The sequence below is a fragment of the Azospirillum melinis genome (assembly GCF_013340935.1).
GTDB lineage: Bacteria > Pseudomonadota > Alphaproteobacteria > Azospirillales > Azospirillaceae > Azospirillum > Azospirillum melinis.
On the sequence record NZ_WHOS01000018.1, the window covers coordinates 46559 to 64947 of the forward strand.

16 protein-coding genes are annotated in these 18389 nt (G+C 68.9%); 3 read left to right on the forward strand and 13 right to left on the reverse strand.

Translation table 11 applies throughout. The features are described 5' to 3' along the window. Positions 1–480: 480 nt before the first annotated feature. Positions 481–1020, reverse strand: a complete 540-nt coding sequence (gene mepK, locus GBZ48_RS15545) for a peptidoglycan L,D-endopeptidase MepK (RefSeq protein WP_246307211.1) — start codon at positions 1018–1020, stop codon at positions 481–483. Positions 1021–1506: 486 nt separating this feature from the next. Between mepK and GBZ48_RS15550 the strand changes: the two genes are divergently transcribed. Continuing rightward, entirely contained in the window at positions 1507–2841 is a 1335-nt protein-coding gene (locus tag GBZ48_RS15550) for a L,D-transpeptidase family protein (protein WP_246307212.1), read from the forward strand. A gap of 35 nt (positions 2842–2876) precedes the next feature. Here the strand turns inward: GBZ48_RS15550 and GBZ48_RS15555 are convergent, their stop codons facing one another. Further along, entirely contained in the window at positions 2877–3245 is a 369-nt protein-coding gene (locus GBZ48_RS15555; RefSeq protein WP_109047496.1) for a DUF2934 domain-containing protein, read from the reverse strand. A 421-nt stretch (positions 3246–3666) separates the two neighbouring features. Between GBZ48_RS15555 and GBZ48_RS15560 the strand changes: the two genes are divergently transcribed. Beyond that, positions 3667–5205 (forward strand): polysaccharide deacetylase family protein, encoded by a 1539-nt coding sequence (locus GBZ48_RS15560; protein WP_246307213.1) that lies wholly within the window; start codon positions 3667–3669, stop codon positions 5203–5205. A gap of 39 nt (positions 5206–5244) precedes the next feature. Here the strand turns inward: GBZ48_RS15560 and GBZ48_RS15565 are convergent, their stop codons facing one another. The 8 genes from GBZ48_RS15565 to GBZ48_RS15600 all read right to left on the reverse strand — a co-directional run bounded on the left by GBZ48_RS15565 (position 5245) and on the right by GBZ48_RS15600 (position 14074). Continuing rightward, positions 5245–5607 (reverse strand): hypothetical protein, encoded by a 363-nt coding sequence (locus GBZ48_RS15565; RefSeq protein WP_174471860.1) that lies wholly within the window; start codon positions 5605–5607, stop codon positions 5245–5247. Positions 5608–5744: 137 nt separating this feature from the next. Continuing rightward, a complete protein-coding gene (locus GBZ48_RS15570) occupies positions 5745–6131 on the reverse strand; it encodes a hypothetical protein (protein WP_174471861.1) in 387 nt (128 codons plus the stop codon). 575 nt (positions 6132–6706) lie between these two features. Continuing rightward, the gene (locus GBZ48_RS15575) at positions 6707–8758 is read right to left on the reverse strand and encodes an amylo-alpha-1,6-glucosidase (RefSeq protein ID WP_174471862.1); all 2052 of its coding nucleotides are present in this window, start codon (positions 8756–8758) and stop codon (positions 6707–6709) included. A gap of 28 nt (positions 8759–8786) precedes the next feature. Beyond that, positions 8787–10772: a malto-oligosyltrehalose trehalohydrolase gene (gene treZ, locus GBZ48_RS15580; protein WP_343049556.1), complete on the reverse strand. Its 1986-nt coding sequence runs from the start codon at positions 10770–10772 to the stop codon at positions 8787–8789. A gap of 167 nt (positions 10773–10939) precedes the next feature. Further along, positions 10940–11659 carry a DUF6683 family protein gene (locus GBZ48_RS15585; RefSeq protein WP_174471863.1) on the reverse strand — a complete coding sequence of 240 codons (720 nt, stop codon included), beginning with the start codon at positions 11657–11659 and terminating at the stop codon, positions 10940–10942. A gap of 104 nt (positions 11660–11763) precedes the next feature. Continuing rightward, positions 11764–12018 carry a hypothetical protein gene (locus tag GBZ48_RS15590; RefSeq protein ID WP_174471864.1) on the reverse strand — a complete coding sequence of 85 codons (255 nt, stop codon included), beginning with the start codon at positions 12016–12018 and terminating at the stop codon, positions 11764–11766. 17 nt (positions 12019–12035) lie between these two features. Beyond that, positions 12036–13217 (reverse strand): zinc-dependent alcohol dehydrogenase, encoded by a 1182-nt coding sequence (locus GBZ48_RS15595; protein WP_174471865.1) that lies wholly within the window; start codon positions 13215–13217, stop codon positions 12036–12038. Then, entirely contained in the window at positions 13214–14074 is an 861-nt protein-coding gene (locus GBZ48_RS15600; RefSeq protein WP_174471866.1) for an SRPBCC family protein, read from the reverse strand. Before GBZ48_RS15600 ends, GBZ48_RS15595 begins: the two co-directional genes overlap by 4 nt. A gap of 151 nt (positions 14075–14225) precedes the next feature. Here GBZ48_RS15600 and GBZ48_RS15605 point away from each other — a divergent pair, with 151 nt between their 5' ends. Then, positions 14226–14876 (forward strand): alpha/beta hydrolase, encoded by a 651-nt coding sequence (locus GBZ48_RS15605; protein ID WP_211105765.1) that lies wholly within the window; start codon positions 14226–14228, stop codon positions 14874–14876. 81 nt (positions 14877–14957) lie between these two features. Here the strand turns inward: GBZ48_RS15605 and GBZ48_RS15610 are convergent, their stop codons facing one another. The 3 genes from GBZ48_RS15610 to GBZ48_RS15620 all read right to left on the reverse strand — a co-directional run bounded on the left by GBZ48_RS15610 (position 14958) and on the right by GBZ48_RS15620 (position 18353). Then, positions 14958–15908: an anti-sigma factor family protein gene (locus GBZ48_RS15610; RefSeq protein ID WP_174471867.1), complete on the reverse strand. Its 951-nt coding sequence runs from the start codon at positions 15906–15908 to the stop codon at positions 14958–14960. Next, the gene (locus GBZ48_RS15615; RefSeq protein ID WP_042703142.1) at positions 15908–16417 is read right to left on the reverse strand and encodes a sigma-70 family RNA polymerase sigma factor; all 510 of its coding nucleotides are present in this window, start codon (positions 16415–16417) and stop codon (positions 15908–15910) included. The genes GBZ48_RS15610 and GBZ48_RS15615 overlap by 1 nt, the downstream gene beginning before the upstream one ends. A gap of 262 nt (positions 16418–16679) precedes the next feature. Next, positions 16680–18353, reverse strand: coding sequence for a tetratricopeptide repeat protein (locus GBZ48_RS15620; RefSeq protein ID WP_174471868.1), 1674 nt, complete (start codon positions 18351–18353; stop codon positions 16680–16682). Positions 18354–18389 lie beyond the last annotated feature (36 nt).

The following is an 18389-nucleotide window of genomic DNA, read 5'->3' on the forward strand; positions in this document are numbered from 1 at the left end:
ATGCTGTCATTGCTCTCCGCCCTCTCCCCCGAAATCAAGGAGCCGCCGGAAGGCCCCGGCGAGGATGAGGACGGCGAGCCGGATGCATCCCCTCAACCGGGCAGCTCACAGTCGTCGGTCAATGGGGGAAACCGCCTGGCCGGCACCGAGATCGTCGCCGCCGGACCGGATGGGGAAAGCATCCGCAAGGCCGGTCGTCCGGTGCGCAGCGATGCACAGAGGGTCAAGCCGGTGAAGTCAGCCGATGCCGCCAGCCAGAGCAAGTCGCGCCGGCGCCATGGCGCGGTGTGGGACCCGACCGACATCCTGCGTGCGTCCAAACCGTCGCCAAGAAGCTGATCCAGGCCCGAAATCAAGCCCGGCATTCGAAAGCCGCGCTTCACCGCCAGCACATCGAAAGCACCGGCACAGGAAAAAGGCTCCGCATCGGCCGATGCGGAGCCTTACCTCATAACAGGACGCGTACGGTTGCCCGCGGCTTTACCAGCTGCGGACGGGACCGACGTCGAGATGGACGAAACCGCTGCGCGGGTAGAAGCCGACACCGCCGGACTGCATCCCCTTCGCCGTCTCGGAAATGGCGCGCAGCTGGGTGTCGGGAAGGCGGATGTCGATGGCCATGCCGCGGGTGTGATAGCTTTCCTTCGCGACGCCACGCGACCGGCGCCGAGCCATCGCATTGGTGCGGCGGGAGCGGTAGCCGCAGATCACCTCGAACGGATCGTCGGAGCCGACGCTCTGGTGAACGCGGGCGAGCAGGTCGAACAGGCGCGGGTCGTAGTGGCAGACCTGCTTGGCGCGGTGGTCGCGCAGAAGCACGTCCAACTTGCGCAGCGCATCCGGCTTGTAATTGCCGTCGGCCCAATAGACGCCGTCGAACCGTTCCTGCGTGTTGATGTTGTGCAGGCTGAGGCGCCGGACACTGCCGGCCAGGGGAGCGGCTTCCGCAGAGCCCGATCCGAGAAGGACCGGTGCCGTCGCCACACCCGTCACCACGCTGGTGGCGACTCCCGTCATCATCCCCGATGCGGCCGGAAGAGCCGCAGATACCGCCGCCGCGGCAAAACCAAGGAACCCGCGCCGCCCGATTGCCGGTGCGGCACGCTCATCATCCCCCAAATGCATCCCCGAACCTCGTCGTCTTACGTTTTTGCCGTTCTACGCTGTGGCCGTTCGGCGTTTGGCGGGTCGCGCGGCGCCCGCGGTGATAGTATCAGCCTTATGACCAACGCTGATCCGAAGCGTCCCGTCTGGTGTGAATCGTCTCCGGACGGATATTCGTATAGGGAAGGTCATCGGCTGAGGCAATTAAAAAATTTCGCAGTGTGACCTTCTTGCATAGGCAGGTCATAGGACGGCGGCAGGAAGATCACACCGGAAGAATGATCGACCGGATTTCTCGCCGCGCGCCTCGCCTTCCATTATTGCGTTGCATAAATTGATCGGGAGGGCAGCGGTGCATCCATTCCGATGCTTCGCTGGACCACAGTGACAGAAGGTGCCGCCATGATCGCTTCCGCCGACCTCCGCATGTCCCGCAAGCTGGCCCTGCTGGCGCTGACCGCCGCATCGGCGATGGCGCTGCTCGGGGCCGGGCCGGCCGACGCTCTGCCCTACCGCGACACCTTGACCCAGTGGGCCGACCGGCTGGACGCCGCCGCGGTGGAACTGGACAGCGCGCCCGTGCAGGCCTCCACCCGGATCGGGGAAGGCGGGCTGATGAAGCTGGGCAGCAGCGGCGAGCGTGTCGGCCGGCTGGCTCAGCGCCTGGCCGAACTCGGCCTGCTGCCGGCCGACAAGGTGTCGGAGGTGTTCACCGTCGACATCGACCGCGCGGTGAAGGCCTTCCAGCTTGCCCAGCGGATGAAACCCGACGGGCTGATCGGCGCCGGCACAAGGGCGGCGCTCGACCGCACGCCGGCCGAGGCCGCGGCCCTGATGCGGCAGAGCGCCGTCGCGATGCGCAGCTTCCGCGACACCGCACCGGACAATATCCTGGTGGTGAACCTGACCAACCAGACCACCACCCTGGTCCGCGGCGGGGAGGAGGAGCTGACGATGCGCGCCATCGTCGGCCGGCCGTCGCGCGAGACGCCCCTGCTGACCGACCGCATCACCCACGTCATCGTCAACCCGACCTGGACGGTGCCGCCCACCGTTCTGAAGGAAGACAAGCTGCCGAACCTGCGCGCCAAGGGCACGCCCGGCATCCAGAACGCCATCGTCTATCTCGACGGGCAGGAGGTGGCGCCGGAAACGGTCGACTGGCACGACGTCACGCCGGGCCGTGTCCGCATCGTCCAGCAGCCGGGCGACCACAATGCCCTCGGCCGGTTCCGCTTCAACCTGACCAACCCCTACGACATCTATCTGCACGGCACCAACGAGCCGCGGCTGTTCGCCCGCGAACTGCGCTCGATCAGTTCCGGTTGCGTCCGTCTGGAGGACCCGCGCAAGCTGGCCGAGTTGCTGCTGCAAGGCACCAGCGTGACGCCGGAGCGGATCGACCGCCTGCTCAGCAAGCAGCAGCCGCAATGGGTCAAGCTGGCGGCGCCGATGCCGGTGCAATTCGTCTATTGGATCGCGACGGTGGAGGCCGATGGGGCGGTCCGCCTGCATCCGGACATCTATGACCGTCTGGACGACGCACCGGCTGCCATGTCCGTTCCGGCGCCGCAGCCCGGCCTGCTTCCAGGCACCACGCCCGCCGCGGCTCCCGCGTTGTCCCCGGCTCCGGCTGCCATGCCGCCTGCCGGCCGGCAGCCCGACGCGGGCCGCGCCGCCATGCCGCTGGACAAGAGCGGCACGGCGGAAAAGTCGGCCGACAAGTCCAGCGTCTGAAGACGGCGCGGACCGCGCGGCGCCTGGCTATATGTTTAAGCCCGGCGCCGCGTCTTCTTGCTGCGGTTGGGCGGCACGGCGGTCGATGCCGCCTCTTCCGGCGTCGGCCAGACGTCGCGGTCGCCGCGCATCGGGATGCCCATCTCTTCGCCCTGGTCGGCAAGGCCGGGCTGTTCGCCCTGGTTGGCGATGCTCAGCACCGGCTCGACCGGCTCGGTGCGCATCGCCGTCGCTTCCGGACCGCCGGCAGGGTTGGGCTTCAGCGTGTCACGATAATTGTCCTGGATGGCGATCTCTTCGCTGGCCAGCTCCCAATGGGCTTCGGAACGCCCCTCCGGCCGGCCTTCATTTTCCCAGATCTCGTGCGCGCGCCGACGGATGCGGCTTTCCAAATCCTCGGCCATACGGGTCGTCTCCTTTGGGGTTGGGCTTTGCGGAGGGGCGGGAACGGCGCACGGCAGCGGTCGCCGCCCGGTCACCGCCCCGCCAGTCCTGTAATGAACCCCGCGGCTCCCCCGCCGGTTCCGGCGCGCTTCCGCTCTATGCTTTCGTACTGCCCGCACCCGTCACCGTTTCCGAACGGCAACGCCCCTGTGAAAAGCGGCGAAGCCGCCACAATTCCGCCGCTTGTCGTTTGAATTAACCCTATCGTGATGATATTGCACCGCCATCAACCGGCGGTCCGCAGTAGTGGCTGGGCCAAGCGACGGGACCGATATGTTGCGCATTTTCTGGCCGAATCCCGCCTCAACCAGCACCCGACCCCGGGCGGCCGATGCCGTCCGAAGCCATGGCGGCGCCCTGGCCCCGCTGGGCCGCGCCGGCATGCTCAAGGTCGCTTTGCTGGCCTGCGTGCTCGGCCTGCCTGCCCTGCCCTCCGTCGCTGCCGACCCCGCCGCAAAGCGCGCTTCCGCCATAAAGGTGGAGGCGAAGCCTGCCGTTCCGGTGCAGGCCGCCACGCCCGCGGCCGCCCCGGCGCCCGATGGCCCGGTTCTGCAGCTGGGCATCTATTCCCGCGACGGCGATGCGTGGGTTAGCTGGAAAAATTTGCAGCAGCGCGAGCGGGACCTGACGGCGGGCCTGACGGCTTCGGTCATGCAGCTGGACGGGAAGAGCGGTGCCGGCGTGGCGCTCTACGCCCAGGTCGGCAAGGGCACGGACGCGCGGGCGCTGTGCCGGCGGATCGTCGGTGCCGGCTTCGGCTGCCTCGTCGTGGACCGGCCGGCCGTGACGGAAAAGCCGGGCGAAAAGCCGGCGGAGAAGGCGGCAACCGCCAGTGCCACTGTCACCGCTCCGTCCGCGCCGGCAACGGGCGGCGCCTCCGCAATCCCGGCCTTGACCCCTGTTATCCCCGCCGCATCGGCAAAGCCGCCGGCCGTGACCATGGCGGTCGCCCCGGCGCCGACGCCCATGCCGGCACCAATACCGGCCCCCATACCGGCCGAGGCCAAGCCGCCGCAGCCGGCCGGCAACCGCGAGACGGTGACGACGACCACCTCTTCCGTCCTGGCACCGATCGGTTCGGCTGTCGCCGCTCCGCTGGCGCCCCCGCCGCCGTCGGTGGCCAACGCGACGCCGCCGGCCGATGGGCTGATCATCTACAACGAGGAAGACGCCCGCACCATGGCGGACATCGAGCAGCACAGCCGCCGCAAGGGCCGGCTGCGCTCGGTGATGCCGGATTCGCGCTATGACGTGATGCCGGCGACGCTGAAGCGGGAGAACTGGAACCTCTGCGCCCTGACCTTCGACGACGGGCCGCACCGCACGGTCACCCGCCAGATCCTGGACATCCTGAACCAGGAAGGCGTGCGCGCCACCTATTTCCCGGTGGGCCGCATCGCCGAGCGGCAGGGCGACCTGATCCATGACTTCGTCGCCAGCGGGCACGAGATCGGCAACCACAGCCTGACCCATTCCGACCTGCGCAAGATGGACGCCACCGGCGCCCGCTACGAGATTGCGGAGACCAACCGCATCCTGCGCAGCTTCGGCGCCAACCCGGTCCTGTTCCGCCCGCCCTATGGCCGCTATTCGGACGAGCTGCTGGCCATCGCGCGGGACGAGCATATGGGCTCCGTCCTGTGGTCGGTGGACACACGCGACTGGCAGGTGCGCAACGCCGACAAGATCGTCAGCCAGATCAAGCTGGGCGGACTGCCGGGCAACGTCTTCCTGATGCACTCCACCTATCCCAGCACGGCGCAGGCCCTGCCCCGCGTCATCGCCGAACTGAAAGCCAAGGGCTGCGAGTTCGTCACCCTGTCTGAATGGCTGGAACGGGCGCGCGTCCTGGCGCTGCCGAAGATCGTCAATGCCGGCATGCCATCACCGGGCGGGGACGAGGCGAACGGCCGCCAGTAAGGCACCGCCCGCCACACGACCGCCACCATACGATGGGACTTAGCGGGCGCCCTTGCCGTCCTGCTTCTTGCGGTTCTGGGCGTATTGGCGGATCACCGCATCGACTTCCGTCGGCAGGATGCTCCAGGTCGCGCCGACGCTGTCGCCCTTGATCTCCACCACCGAAACGGTCGCGTTGAAGGTGAATTTGCCGGCGGCATCGTCGACGCGCACCGACACCTTGGCGTTCTGCCCGACCACCAGCGACCCGTCGAAACCGCGGGCGACGAAGCCCTTGGGCGTCAGCGACACGATGGGATAGCTTTTTCCGTCGCACTGGATGACGCTGACCGGCATGCGGGCTGCCGGCTTGGCCGCCTTCTTGTCGGCCACCGAGACCTTCAGAAAATCGAAAAGCCCCATACCGTGCCCCCGGAAAGCCGCCCCGCTTGCGACGGACGGAAGGGCGAGTGCCGCCCCCGCCCGCGATTAAACGCGGGCACGCTTCGCGTAGCAACGAAATCCTGTCGGGTTGCCGTCAGGGAAGAACCTGAGATGCCTCAGGGACGGCCGGTGCCCTGCCCGGTCTCCCGCCCGAAGCCCTGAATTGCCGCCCATGCCCGCTGCGCCCGCCTGAAGGACAGCAAGGCGAATGGCAGCAGGGTGACGAGGACCACCGCCATGCCGACCATCACCGACAAGGCCCCCAGGGCATCGGCGGCCGGAAGCTGCGCAACCAGGCTGGCCATGAGGTGCAGGATCAGCGCCCCCAGCACCGACGCGCCCAGCAGCGGACCGACCACGGCGGGCAGCCCGCCCAGGAGTCCCCGTGCCGGCGCTTCGGTCGGCTTGGCGACGGCATCGCCGTCCGCCCATCCGGACTGGACAAGCCCTGACTGGACTGCCGGGTATGGCAAGCCGGCGACGCCCCGCACAACGCTCCGCATTGGCACCTCCGCTCTGGCTGTTCTCCCGCACCCCGTACGGTCTGATTCACTTGGCCCAGTCGGGTTACCGAAGGAACCGATGCCGGAACTATAGGATGCTTTCTCCGGTCTGGCTAAAATCCAATACGGTTACCCCCTTGCGCTGAGCCCCATCCCCAGCCCTGCCCAAAGTAAAGGCATCTTATGGACAGGTTCATTGGATAGGCACGACGAAGGGCTTGGCCGCCGGCCTCGCCCGCGGTCTCCACAGAGGCTGTGGATAACTGTGTGGGCAAGACGTGGGCAGTCCCGATTCGCACAAGGCGATTCAAGGGGCCCACTGTGTTTGCCCAAAAATCAGGCAATCTGCGTAACCACCTGATTTATAAGAATAATCACGTTTTTCCGGCTGTCGGCGCCTCAGCGGCGTGTCAACTGAAATCTGTCACATTTCGCTGGACCCTGCGATTTCACACCCTGTTGTGCCCTGTTGACAACTGCTCCCAAGGGCATTGCACCATCGTTGCGGGTAAGGCGGCCCCCATCGGCCGCCCTATGACCTTCGGGTGGGTAACGTCCGCAACCCCCGGCGCCGCCTAGCTTTCCGTCTTCACCCAGCAGCGCAGCACCTCCGCCACGCTCCAGGCCTGCGAGATGCAGCCGCGCGGGGTGAAGGGCGCCTCGGCATCGAAGATTTCGCTGATGGTGCCGATGCCCGCCTCGTCCAGATGCGGCAGGAAACCCTCCAGCAACTGGCGCCCGCCCGCCTTGTCTTCCGGATGCAGCTTCAGCCAGGCATCGACATAGGGGCCGATCAGCCAGCCCCAGACAGTGCCCTGGTGGTAGGCCGCGTCGCGCGCCCGCAGGTCGCCGAAATACTTGGCCTTGTAATCGCGGCAGCCCGGCGCCAGCGACCGCAGCCCCAACGGGGTCAGCAGCCGGCTGCGGACCGTCTCTACTACCGGCTCCCAGCGCTCGCGCTCCAGAACCGGATGGTCGAGCGAGACGGCGAAGATCTGGTTGGGCCGGCAGGCGATGTCGTCGCCATGCTCGCCATCCACCACATCGAACAGATGCCCGGCGGACGGGCACCAGAAACGCGCGTTGAACGAGGCGCGCGCCTGATCGGCCAGCTCCTCCAGCGGGCGGGCAGCGGCCTCGCCGTCCTCCTCGCGCAGCCAGCCGGCCATCAGCCGCAGGGCGTTGTGCCACAGCGCGTTGATCTCCACCGCCTTGCCCCGGCGCGGCGTGACCACCCAGTCATCGACCTTGGCGTCCATCCAGGTCAGCTGGTAGCCCTCCTGCCCCTGCCGCAGCAGCCCGTCCCGGGGGTCGACGCCGATGCCGAAGCGGGTGCCGCGACGGTGGAAGTCGATCACCTCGCGCAGCTTGGGCAGCAGCAGGCGCAGCGTGTCGCGGTCGCCGGTGACGCCGAGATAGCGGTGCAGCGCATGGAAGAACCACAGCGTGGCGTCGGCGGTGTGGTACAGCCCGCGGTCCTTGCCGTCGGGGAACATGTTGGGGATCAGGCCGTCGCGGATGTAATGGCCGAAGGTGTGAAGGATCCACCCAGCCTCCAGATGGCGTCCGGTGGCGAGCGTCAGCCCCTCCAGCGCGATCATGGTGTCGCGGCCCCAGTCGGTGAACCAATGGTAGCCGGCGATCACCGTCCGCACCTCGTCGCCCTCCGCCCGCGCCCGCATCTGGTCGGCGACACGGCCGGCCGGCACGAAGAGGAAGCTGTCGGCCGACAGCACCAGTTCCGCCATCGCACCATCGCGCAAGCTGGGATGGGCGGTCTGGATGATGCGGCGGCGGCGTTCGGCCTCGAACCCCAGCACATCGGCCGGCGGCAGGGCCTCCAGCCGCCACCAGTCCTCGGTCGCGGCGGCGAAGGTGATGCTCTGGCCCGCCCCGACCTCGCCGCTGAAATAGCCCGGTGTCCACAGCGACCCGCGCGACTGGTAGCCGCGTTCGTCCTCCACCCGGTAATAGACGTCGCGGCGGATGCCGCCGTCGAGCGTCATCGGGAAATCGCCGCCTTCGATCGCCATGCGCAGCACCGGCAGGTCGGGGCCGGCCGAGACCTCATATTGCTGCCCCGACGCGGTGATGCGATAGGCGCCGGCCAGCGGGCGGTCCACCGCCGATTCCAGCGTGCGGAAGGCCAGAACCGGCCGCAGCCGCAACTGTACCGGCGCTTTCGCCTCCATCACCCGGTAGGTGACATGGACGATGTTCTGGCCGTGCGGCAGGACGACCTGCTTCTCGATCACCGCCCCGCCGGCACGGAAGCGCCAGACCGGCAGCCCGGCCTCCATGCGGAATTCCTGCAGGGCGGCGGTCTGCCCCTCCTCGCCGGTTTCGCCGCCGCCCGGATCGCCACCGGTATCGCGGCAGCTCAGCCGGTAATGGCGGCCGTCGGCGTCGATGGCAACGTCGCTCAGCTGGCTCAGCATCAGCACGCGGCCGAGCGGGGCCGGCAATGCGGCGATCAGCAGCCCGTGGTAGCGCCGCGTCACCGCCCCCGACACCGATCCCGAGGCATAGCCGCCAAGTCCGTTGGCGACCAGCCATTCACGGGTTTCGGCGCCGTTCGGACCGGTGTTCAGGACCTCGCGCGACAGGGTGCGGACGAAATCAGCCATGGTGGACCTATGCTCAGCTATCGGTTTCCTACCCTTGGGAAACCACGATGACCGGGGTTGTGTTGCCTCCCTCGTCGTCGCTTTCCGTAGAAAAGCCATGTGCCGGCCCCAGAACCAGTGCCGCATGGCCGGGAAGCCGCCACGCTCCGTCCGGCTGTTCGACCGCCGCCGTGCCGCAGCCGCCATAGACGGGCTCCTCGCTGGACCACAGTTCCGTCCAGGCCCCATCGAGCGGCGGTGCCAGCAGCGGCTCGGCCAGCGCACGCAAAGTCAGGTCGCGGCCGAGATTGACCAGCACCAGCCGGTCGTCGCCCTCCTCCTCTCCGAAGATGCGCAGGACGAAGGCCTCCTCCCCCAGCACGGCGCCATCCAGCCCGCCGATGCGCTGGGCGGCGAAGACCGGATCTTCGCGGCGCAGGCGCAGCAGGTCACGGTGCAGCGCCCAGACCGCGGCGTTGCTCTCCCGCTCGCGCTGGTCGAGCTTGCAGCGGGTGAAGCTGTCCTCGGCATGCGGCTTCGGCAGGGTTGCCTGCATCGCCGGCGCCGCGATGCTGGGGAACTGGGCCAGGAACTCCGCCCTGCCCTTTTCCACCAGCTCGGCCAGTTCCGGCTTGTGGTCGGCGAAATAGAGGAAGGGCGTGCTGGCGGCGAACTCCTGGCCCTGGAACAGCATCGGCGTGCCGGGTCCCAGCAGGATCAGCGCCGTCATCGCCCGCAGCCGGCCCGGCGTGGTCAGCGCATGCAGCCGCAGGCCGCGGGCGGAGTTGGCGATCTGGTCGTGGTTCTGCAGGAAGCTGACGAAGGCCGGGCGCGGCACGGTGAAGGCCGGCATGCCGCGCCGCTTGCCCTGCCAGCGGTACCACTGCCCCTGATAGAGGAAGCCGTGCTTCATCGCCGACACGAATTCCTGCGGCGTGCCGCGATAGTCGGTGTAGTAGGCCTCCATCCGGCCGGTCAGCGCCACCATCGCCGAATGGTGCAGGTCGTCGTTCCAGATGGCGCACAGCCCGCAGCCACCCTCCGCGGCCGGCTTCACCATGCTGGCATGCTGCGGCTCGTTCTCCCCCACCAGGATGGTGGCGCGCCCGCCGCCGGCCTTGCGCACGGCGTGGGAAATCTCGGTCAGGATGTGCGGTTTGCCCTGGGCCTCGCTGCCGTCATGGATCGACTGGGTGGCGTCCAGCCGCAGCCCGTCCAGATGATACTCCTCGATCCAGAAGGAGGCGTTGGTCAGGAAGAACTCCCGCACCGGCTCCGAATTGGGACCGTCGAAGTTGATCGCCTCGCCCCAATCGTTCTTGTAGCGGTCGGTAAAGTAGTCGTCGGCGAAGCATTTCAGATAGTTGCCGTCCGGCCCGAAATGGTTGTAGACGACGTCGAGAATGACGGCGAGCCCAAGCCGATGAGCCTCGTTGACGAAGCGCCGCATGGCGTCGGCATCGCCATAGAGGCGCGTCGGCGCGAACAGGTTCACCCCGTCATAGCCCCAGCCGAAGCGGCCGGGAAACTCCGACACCGGCATCACCTCCAGCACCGTCACCCCCAGATCGGCCAGCGCCGGCAGTTCCGCCAGCGCGGCGTCCCAGGTCCCTTCTGCCGTGAAGGTGCCGATGTGCATCTCGTAGATCACCTGCCCCCGGATGGCGCGGCCCTGCCAGTCCCCGTCGCTCCAGGCGAAGCGGTGCGGGTCGACTAGTTGCGAAGGCCCGTGCGGCCCCTCCGGCTGGAAGCGCGACATCGGATCGGGAAAGAGCATCTCCTTGCCGTCCAGCCGGAAGCGGTAAAGCCCCCCGGCCTCCAGCCCCGGCACCGCGGCGGAGAAATAGCCGTTCCCCTCGCCCGTCAGCTCCGTCACCTGTCCGTCCGGCTCGGAGACCAGTTCCACCCGCCCGGCCTTCGGCGCCCAGACCCGCGCATGGGCGCCGCCGGGAAGCAGTTCCACCCCGATGGGCCAGCGGCGCTTGACTGTGGCCTGCGCCTGTTCGACAGGCGGAAGTGCGGCGGAGATGATCACGGCAAATGCCCCCGGTGAGTGATGCGGACGTCCCCTGTGGGTATGGTCAACAGGGGCGGGGGAGCGTGGTCACGCAGGACCGGAAAATTGTTTCGAAACCTATGGATTCAGCGGCGGGGCCGGCAACAGGTTGGAACAGCCATGGGAAACCGGGAGATGCAGTCCCATCACCGTTTGCCGTTGGGAACGAAGCCGCCGCCGGTGATCTCCATCGCGGCCATGTCGAGCCCCATACCCTGCGCGCTTTTGGCGACGGCGGCGCGGACCTGCCGCATCCGTGCGGGATTGCCCTTGGCCTGCTCCACCGCGGCGTCGATCAGCGTGGTCTGGACCAGCAGGGCCTCGGCCAGTTCCTGCTTCCCGGCATCGGACGCCCGGGCGGGGCCGCCGGCACCGTTCAGCGCCCTTGCGGCCTGGGCGCGGACGGCGGCGTACATGTCGCGGCCCAGCGTGTCGTTGTCGCCGCGCGTCGCCTGCCACGCGGTGATCCACCACAGCGCATAGACATCCGCGAGATTGTCGGTCCGCAGGCCGACAGGGGCAATCGCCGCCCCGATCCGCTCGATGATGTCGCCGTCGGCGAACAGCCGTTGCAGATCGGCGGCGCCGTTCGGATCGGCCGCCCGCGTCTTTTCGACGAAAGCGGCAAGATTGGCGCTGCGCCGTGCCTTCGACGGCGTGAAGCCCAGCCGCGAGACATCCGGCGGCGTGCTGCGCCGTTCCTGCTCGTTTCTCAGTTCGCGCAGATGGGTGCCGAGGATGTCGGTCTGGGCAATCGACGGCACGAGGGTGCTCCACGCCCAGCCGTCGATGATCGACTGCTGGGCGGCCGCGACGCTGCCGCCCAGCGCGACGGCCAGAACGACCGCGCTCAGAAACCTCCGCATCCCGCACTCCCGACCCGATGCACGAAAGGGGAGAGCGGACGACAGACCGCTCTCCCAGGGAAGACTTTCCATGGGATTATCGCATCCGGAGTATGCCGCAGCGCTCAAACCCGCTCGCCGAAGCTCCGTGCGGCGGCGTCGATCACCAGCGGGTGGGCGCGGAGCGCGATCAGCGCCGCCTCGACCTTGTCGTCGGTGACCTCCAGCGTCACCACCACGTCGGAGCGGTCGCCGCGCTCGGCGTCCCGCTCCTCCCGGCCCCGCTGCACGACATTGCCGAAGCGGTCGCGCAGGCTGCCGACGATCTCGGCCTCCACGCCCCGGCCGCGCTCCGCCGGATAGGCATAGACCAGTTCCATGTGTCTCTCCCTTCGCTTCAACCCTGCGGCGCGAAGACGACGCGCATGCAGTCGTCGGCCTTCTCCTTGAACATGCGGTAGGCCTGCGGGCCGTCGTCCAGCGGCAACCGGTGCGTCATCAGGTAGGAGGGGTCCAGCTCGCCGTTGCGGATGTGCCCGAACAGCCGCTCGGCATAGCGCTGGCCGTTCTGCTGGCCCATGCGGAAGGTCAGGCCCTTGTTCATCGCCGCCCCCATCGGGAACTTGTCGATCAGCCCGCCATAGACGCCGACGATGGACAGGGTGCCGCCCTTGCGGCAGCTCTCGATCATCTGGCGCAGCACCGCCGGCCGGTCGGTCTGCAGGCCCACCGCCTGCTTGGCCCGGTCATAGAAATCCTCCACCGCGTTCGACCCGCTGTCGGCCTCCATGCCGACGGCGTCGATGCAGACGTCGGGACCGCGCCCGCCGGTCATCGCCTGAAGCGCGTCGAAGATGTCGACGCGGCTGTAATCCAGCGTCTCCGCCCCCGCCTTCATCTGGGCGGCGCGCAGCCGGTCGGGTACGCGGTCGATGCCGATCACCCGCTCCGCCCCCAGCAGGCTGGCGCTGCGCATCGCCATCTGGCCGACACCGCCGCAACCCCACACCGCCACCACGTCGCCCGGCTTGATGCCCGCCATGTCGGCGGCCATGTAGCCGGTCGGCACGGCGTCGGACACGAAGACCGCCTTCTCGTCGCTCACCCCCTCCGGCACGCGGAAGGCGTTGAAGTCGGCATAGGGCACGCGGATGTATTCGGCATGGCTGCCGGCGTAGCCGCCGAAGGCATGGCTGTAACCGAAGATGCCGGCGCCGCAATGGCCGTAGGCGGTGCGGGCATGCTCCGGGTTCGGGTTGGAGTTGTCGCACAGCGAGCTTTCGCCGTGCCGGCAGTGACCGCAATGGCCGCAGCCGATGATCGACACCGTGATGACCCGGTCGCCACGGTTGAGATAGCGGACCTCCGGCCCCTTCTCGACGATCTCGCCCAGGAACTCGTGGCCGATGATGTCGCCGGGCCGCATGGTCGGCACATAGCCGTCGATCAGATGCAGGTCCGACCCGCAGACCGACGACAGCGCCACCTTGACGATCACGTCATGCGGATTGACCAGCACCGGGTCGGGCACCCGTTCCACCCGCAGGTCGTTGGTTCCGTTCCAGCAGAGCGCCTTCATTCCGTCGCCTCCCGGAAGGGGCCGGAGGTTCCGCCGCGCGGCTGCCGTTCGATGGTGGACAGTTCGCCCGTCTCCACCCGCTGCTTCAGCCGGCGCAGCGCCTCCTCCGCCTGTCCCGCCGGCGTGACGCCCAGCAGCGCCGCCACCTCGGTCGCCGGCACGCGGTAGACCAGCGTCAGCCGCACCTCCGTCCCGCGGTCGCCGGGCGCCGGGCTCAGCATCAGCGAGGCGCGGTGCGGCAGGGCCGTCTCGCCCACCGTATGCCAGGTCAACAGCCGGTCCTCGTCGACGCGGTCCAGCACGCAGCGCCAGTTCGGCACCTCGCCTGCGGACTCCCCGGCGGCCCCCTTGGCGGCCCCCTTGGCGGCCTGGGTCGCGGATTTGGCGATCCAGCGGCTTTCGGTCGCCGACAGCACGTCGACCCGCTCCAACTGCGGCATCAGCTTCGGCAGGTTGGCGAAGTTGCGCCAGAAGCGGAAGATCGTCCCGGCGTCCGACGCGATGGTGACCACCGCCTGCGTGCGTTCCGGCGTCAGCGACCGGCGGCGGGTGGCCGGACCCTGGTGGCGCCATGCGCCAGGGTCCGGTGCCGTGCCGAGCGACCGCTCGCCGAAGGGCCGCAGCCCGAGGGCACCGGCGGCGAACAGGCCGGCGCCGCCGAGCGCCATCACCGCCCCGCCCCAGCCCGACCGCTGCAATCCCAGAACGCCGAGTGCCGTACCGCCGACCATGGCAAGCCAGCGGCCGCCGGTCGCGGCACCGCCCGGTCCCGCGCCCGCAAGGCCGGAACCCAGGCCCGAGAGGAGAGAGTCCGGCTGCGGCCAGCGGCCCCGCCCGGTCAAACTGTTCGACGCCATCGCCGCTCCTTTCCCGTCTGTGCAAAGACTATGGACAGAGAACAGCCGGGTTGCGGCTTCGTTGCCTCACCTGTCGCCTCACCTGCTGTGGTAAGCGGCAACCGCAGGGCGTCTGCGCTGTTAGTCTCCACAGCACAGATCGGATGGGAGGATGGCCGTGCCTCTTCTGGACGCCACCATGGGCATCGTCGACGCCGAGGGCTTTCGGCCGGTGACACTGGAAACCGACCGCGGCCCTGTCCAGGCCCGCTTCTACCCGGCGCCGGACGGCGAATTGGCGGTGCTGTGGATCGGTGGGGTCGGCGGCGGGTTCGACACCCCGGCGCGCGGGCTCTATCCGCGCCTGGCCGCGGATTTCACCGCCGACGGCGTCGCCTCGCTGCGCCTGCGCTTCCGCGATCCGCGCGACCTGGAGGAGGCGGTGCACGACGCGCTGTGCGGGCTCAGCTTCCTGGGCCGGCAGGGCATCCACCATGTGGCGCTGGTCGGCCATTCCTTCGGCGGCGCGGTGGCGATCCAGGCGGCGGCGTCTAACCGGGGTGCGGTCTGCACCGTGGTGACGCTGGCGACCCAGGGCTACGGCACCGATCCGGTCGGTGACCTGTCCTGCCCCATCCTGCTGATCCATGGCGAGGCGGACGAGATTCTGCCGGCCAGCTGCTCCATCCACGTCCACCGCAAGGCGGGCGAGCCGAAGAAGCTGGTTCTGGTCCCCGGCACCGGCCACGCGATGGAGGAGGCGTCGGAGGCGGTCTGCCGCGAGGTGCGCGACTGGCTGAAGACCTACCTGCTGGAGCGATAAGGTTAGCTGGAACGTAAGGTCTGCTGGAACGACAAGGGGCGCCACCAGCGCCCCTCCCCTCGATCTGCTTGGGAAATTCCCTCAGCTTTCCTTGGCCTTGTGCGTGTCGCTGATCGGCTGCACGCCCGCCGGCTGGTCTTGCTGCTGCTGTTGGGGCTGCTGTTGTTGCTGCTGCTGCTCCGGCGGGGCCTCACGCCGCGGCGGGCCGGCCTTCACGTCCTGATAGACCGCCTTGGCGATCTCCAGCAGCTCCTCCTTCGACAGACGGCCGGCCAGGGCGTAGGCCAGCGGCCCTTCGACCCAGTAGAAGGTCGCCACGTCGCCGTTCTGGGTGAAGCTGAAGTTGGACTGGTTGCCGCTCTGCGGAGCGCCGACGAACAGGGTGATCCGCTTGTTGCCGTCGTTGGCGTACATGTACTGCGCGCCGGCGCCGAGGTCGGTCGGCAGCGAGCGGCCGCCGATCAGGCGATAGCCGACGCGGCCCAGATCCGGCCCGAACACGTCGCGGCCCATCCGCTTCGACAGCCAGCCGTTCAGCTCGTCCTGATTGTCGGCGCCGAGCTCCACCTGGAAGCGTTCGTCCGAGGTGTAGAAGCGGTGCGCCTGGGTGGCTTCCTGGGCGAAGGTGGCGAGCGTCTGGCGCTGCTGGGCGACGGGAGCGCCGACCTGCTGGTCGACCCCGCGGCCCATCCAGCCGCCGGCGGCACCGGCGACCACCAGCATCACCGCCGCGGCGAAACGCACCAGCGGACGGGCATGCCAGGCCGGGCGGTTGTCGTTGAAGGCGACGCGCCCCTTCAGCCGGTCGGACAGTTCCTGGACCTTGTCGCTCGGCGGCTCGCGCAGGACGGTGTCGAACATCTCGTGCAGCAGCGTCGCCTGGGCGCGGTAATCCTCCGCCCGGCGTGCCGCCTCCGGATCCTCGGCCAGCCATCGCTCCACCGCCAGACGGCGGTTGCCGTCCAGCTGCCCGTCGACATAGGCGTGGAGTTCGTCCTCCGTGACCCGTCCCAGTCCCTGATGCGCGTTCATCACTTCACCCGCCGGAGGGTAACGCCACCCTCGTTCGCCAGTTTCGCCCGCACCGCCTCGCGCGCCCTGGACAGGCGCGACATGACGGTCCCGATCGGCACGCCGAGCATGTCGGCGACCTCGTCGTATTTCAGGCCCTCCAGCGCCACCAGAAGCAGCACCTTGCGCTGTTCCTCCGGCAACTCGTCGACCGCGCGCATCATCTCGCGCAGCTCGACACGCTCTTCCTGCCGGGGCGGGCTGACCAGCTTGGATTCGACGTCGTCGACATCGACCTCCTGCGGCCGGGCAGCCTTGGAACGGACCTGATTGACGTGGACGTTGTGCAGGATGGTGAAAAGCCATGCCCGCAGGTTCGTCCCCGCCTGGAAGCTGTCGGCACGCGCCACCGCGCGCGTCAGCGCCTCCTGCACCAGATCCTCCGCATCCGCGCTGTTGCGCATCAGCGCACGCGCGTAGCGCCGCAAGGACGCGATGTGGACTTCCAGATCGACCCCGAATTTGCTCAACCGCGCACCCGATCCTTAACCGATCACGCCACGGCTCACGCCATGGCCTTCCCCTTCTGCCGACAAGGCGGACGGGGACGACGAGGGCGCCGCAACTCCAGAGGCCGGGCCGGCTCTTTCGACCCTGCGGCCGAATGGGAGACCCGATGCATATGGGTGCGAACGCGCGCCGCGCATCCTTTATTCCAGACTTTATGAGGCTTGCAGCAAAATTTGTGCGGTACCGCCACGCTTGTGCCGAAAAGGCTTCAGATCGGCCCCGTCAGTTGCCGGCCAGGGCAATCCGCCGCTCCGCCAGCGCCGCCAGATCGGCCCGCAGCCGCTCCACCGGACCCGACCAGTCGCCGGGAGCCGTCTGGCGGTAGAGCCGTGCCGTCGGATACCAGGGCGACTCCTCCCGCCCGCGCAGCCAGCGCCATTCCGACCCGGCATGCAGCAGCACCGACACCGGCCGCCCCAGCGCGCCGGCCAGATGGGCCATGAAGGTGCAGGAGCTGATCACCACATCCAGCTCGCCCAGGGCCGCCGCGGTGTTGTCCATGCCCTGCAACGAGCAGCCCCAATCGACGGTGCCGGCGGGCAGCGGGAATTTGGCCATGTCGTCGCGCCCCTGCCCGAACTGGAGCACCACCGCCGTCGCTCCCGGAATGCCGAACAGCGGCAGCAGCGGCTCCAGCCGGGGCGAGCGGACGCGGTCATAGCGGAAATGCACGGAACCGGCCCAGACGATGCCGATCTTCAGCCCCTCCAGACCCGCGGCCCTCCCGGCCCAAAGATCCTTCGCCGCCTGCGAGGCGTGGAGATAGGGGATGTCCGCGGGAATGCTGTCCAGCCCGGTCCCCATCCGATGGACCAGGCTCATCACATGGGCATGCATGTCGTAGGGCGGCAACTCGTCGTCATAGCCGAAGGCGGCGTCGACGATCCCCGAGGACCGCAGCAGCCCCAGCAGGCTTTCCTGGCCGCAGAACAGCACCCGCATCCCCTGCGCCCGCAGGATCGGCGCATAGCGGATGAACTGGATCGCATCGCCTATGCCACGGTCGGCATGGATCAGCAGGGTCGCCCCCGGCCGGATGCTGCCGTCCCAGTCCGGCCGGTCGAAACGCCGCGGCGGCTGGAACAGCGGCAGCCGCAGTCTTTCCTCATAGAGCGCCGCCCCCTCGCGCAGGCGCCCCATCAGCATCAGCGCGCTGCCTTGCCCGACCGCAGCCTCCGCCAGGGCCGGGTCGAGGCGACGGGCATGGGCGAAGGCCGCCGCCGACGCTTCCGCCCGATGCCGTTGCAGATGCGCGAATCCGAGATTGCTCCAGCTTGCCGGATCGGCCGGATCGAGCGCCAGCGCCCGGCAGAGCGCCGGCTGCGCCTCCTCGATCCGCCCCGCCTCGACCAGTTCCGTCCCTGCCGCGGCCCAGGCCGGCGCCGTGCCGCGAAGCCGTGCCAACCGGGCCAGTTCCGCCGCCGCCGCCGGCATGACCCGCCGGCGCAGGGTTTCCGCCAGATTGTTCAGGCTGCGCGCATGGTCGGGCGCCAGCAGCAGCGCCGCCCGGTAAAGCGGCAGCGCCGCCCCCGCATCGCCGCTCCCCAGGCGCAGATCGGCAAGATCGCAGAGCAGATCGGGAGCCAGCGCGCCGGCGAGCGCCGCCCGATGGAGGACAGCCGCCGCCTCGTCCGCCCGGCCCAGCCGCTTCAGGCAGGCCGCGAGGTTGCGGGCATAGGCGGGATTGCCCGGCGCGCTGCACAGCGACCGCCGGAACGGCGCCAGCGCCCCCACCGCATCGCCGCTGCCAATGGCCGCGACGCCGAGGATGCTCCAGCCATCGCCGCGCCCCGGATCGAGCGCCAGCGCCTGCCGCAGCGCCTTGCGCGCCACGGCCGGTTCCCGCCGCTGCAACGCCGCCGCCGCCGATTGAATGAGTTGGAGAACGTCGCCCACGAATATGCCCCCGCCATGCCCCCGATCAGAGTGTTG

Coding starts and splice junctions, on each gene's coding strand:
- GBZ48_RS15550 (WP_246307212.1), top strand. CDS start 1,507: ATGATCGCTTCCGCCGACCTCCGCATGTCCCGCAAGCTGGCCCTGCTG.
- GBZ48_RS15575 (WP_174471862.1), bottom strand. CDS start 8,758: ATGGCTGATTTCGTCCGCACCCTGTCGCGCGAGGTCCTGAACACCGGT.
- GBZ48_RS15555 (WP_109047496.1), bottom strand. CDS start 3,245: ATGGCCGAGGATTTGGAAAGCCGCATCCGTCGGCGCGCGCACGAGATC.
- GBZ48_RS15585 (WP_174471863.1), bottom strand. CDS start 11,659: ATGCGGAGGTTTCTGAGCGCGGTCGTTCTGGCCGTCGCGCTGGGCGGC.
- GBZ48_RS15595 (WP_174471865.1), bottom strand. CDS start 13,217: ATGAAGGCGCTCTGCTGGAACGGAACCAACGACCTGCGGGTGGAACGG.
- GBZ48_RS15590 (WP_174471864.1), bottom strand. CDS start 12,018: ATGGAACTGGTCTATGCCTATCCGGCGGAGCGCGGCCGGGGCGTGGAG.
- GBZ48_RS15570 (WP_174471861.1), bottom strand. CDS start 6,131: ATGCGGAGCGTTGTGCGGGGCGTCGCCGGCTTGCCATACCCGGCAGTC.
- mepK (WP_246307211.1), bottom strand. CDS start 1,020: ATGATGACGGGAGTCGCCACCAGCGTGGTGACGGGTGTGGCGACGGCA.
- GBZ48_RS15610 (WP_174471867.1), bottom strand. CDS start 15,908: ATGAACGCGCATCAGGGACTGGGACGGGTCACGGAGGACGAACTCCAC.
- GBZ48_RS15565 (WP_174471860.1), bottom strand. CDS start 5,607: ATGGGGCTTTTCGATTTTCTGAAGGTCTCGGTGGCCGACAAGAAGGCG.
- GBZ48_RS15600 (WP_174471866.1), bottom strand. CDS start 14,074: ATGGCGTCGAACAGTTTGACCGGGCGGGGCCGCTGGCCGCAGCCGGAC.
- GBZ48_RS15605 (WP_211105765.1), top strand. CDS start 14,226: ATGGCCGTGCCTCTTCTGGACGCCACCATGGGCATCGTCGACGCCGAG.
- GBZ48_RS15560 (WP_246307213.1), top strand. CDS start 3,667: ATGCTCAAGGTCGCTTTGCTGGCCTGCGTGCTCGGCCTGCCTGCCCTG.